This window comes from Nonomuraea sp. NPDC000554 (assembly GCF_040300065.1).
Taxonomy (GTDB): domain Bacteria; phylum Actinomycetota; class Actinomycetes; order Streptosporangiales; family Streptosporangiaceae; genus Nonomuraea.
Window position 1 is genome coordinate 1 of the sequence record NZ_JBEPDC010000077.1, and the last position, 1,591, is coordinate 1,591.

The window sequence follows — 1,591 nt, forward strand, 5'->3', positions numbered from 1 at the left end:
CCGGAGCTGTAGGGCAGAGTGAGTCCGGCTTTGACCGCCGCCCAGTCGCGACGAAGGCCGGCGACGAAGTCGCGTAGTTCACGGGCAGGGCTGGCCTCCGCTCGGGCAGCCCAGCCTTCCAGGTCCTGCTCGCCGCGACGGTGAACGAGCATCTCGGCGAACTGGCGGGTCAGCTCGGTGACCGAGGCCAGTTCCGGGCAACGGGCGGTGATCTGCTCGAGCTTAGCCAGGTCCTCGGCGTCGACCCTGCTGGATGGCTGGACGATCCAGCCGGTGACCTCCCGGATCTTCGGTGCGGGAGGAGGTGCGGTCGTGACCGTCGTCGTGCGGAGCTTGGCGGTGAGGCGTCGTAGCGTGCGCCCGCTTCCCAGGTAGCCGCGTTCACGCAGCTCGACCAGGAGCTGATCGGCGCTGCGGCAGCCCTGCTCCCAGCGCTCCTGCAGGTAGGGAAGATAGGCATCGAGGATCGTCCGACGGGGTGTGCGCTCGTCGATGACGAGCTCGTCGGCGCTGGCGGCCGTGGCGTAGCGGCGCACGGTCTTGCGGGATAACCGCAGGTCACGGCTTATCTCGGTGATGGTCATCCCTCGACCGAGCGCCTGGTGGATCTCGGCGTGCCGTGCCCTGGTCCGAGCTGCCGAGGTTCCTTCATCGCGGGCCGGTTCCGACGTGGCAGGAGGTTCGGCCTCGGCTTTGGCGGGTTCGCGCAGGTGTGCGCGATGCCGGGACACGGCGCGCTGGACCGCTCCGGACAGGTTGTGAAGCAGATGCCAGCGGTCAGCCACCTGCACAGCCAAAGGCGCGCCGCGCTGAGCGCCTTCGGCATAGCAGCCGGCCCGGTCCCGGCAGATCACCTCCACCCCGGGATGAGCCTCCAGCCAGGCCGCGAACGAGTCCGCCGACCGATCCGGCAAGAGATCGACCGGATGGCCGCCCTCCACATCGACCAGCACCGTCCCGTAGGTATGACCCTTGCGCCAGGCGAACTCATCGACCCCCAACACCCGCGGAGTCGCCACCTGCGGGTCAGGCATGCTCCGCAACAGCCGCAGCAGCGTCGAGCGGCCCACCGCACAGGCCAGACGCGCGGTATGTCGGGCACCGGGACGACCGCCCAGAGCCAGCGCCACCGTCCGCAGCATCGACGCCAGCCCCGCCGCGCGTCGGCCGTGCCTGCTGGTCAGCCCCGGAACCTGCTCGGCAAAGGTTCGCTTGTCACAGGCGGTGTTGTCGCAGAAGAACCGGCGCACCTGCATTTGGACCAGCACCTCCTGCCCGGCCACCGGCAGATCCGACAGGCACCGCTCATAGCGGCTGTGAATCCGCACCGAGTCGCACCCACACGCCGGACATTCGCCTGTTGGCGCCGTCGTTGCGGCCTTCACCCGCACGGTTGCTCCCATTCGGTGCACCCGCTCGATATGAACGGCGGCAAGGTGCGGGAACACGACCGCCAAAAGCTCCATGATCGACACTGAGAAGAGTCCCGGCGCCAGCACCCGCCCGCATCCGACTCAACATGATCGTGATCTTGGAAGCCAAGACCGATCACGGAAAGTGGGCCAGACCCACTTTTACATGGCCACGGACA

General features: G+C 68.2%; 1 protein-coding gene. It reads right to left on the reverse strand.

Going from position 1 to position 1,591, the window contains the following annotated elements:
• The coding region (locus ABT294_RS50700; RefSeq protein ID WP_350813744.1) for an ISL3 family transposase at positions 1-1,466 on the reverse strand (1,466 nt) is incomplete at its 3' end.
• Positions 1,467-1,591: the final 125 nt, after the last annotated feature.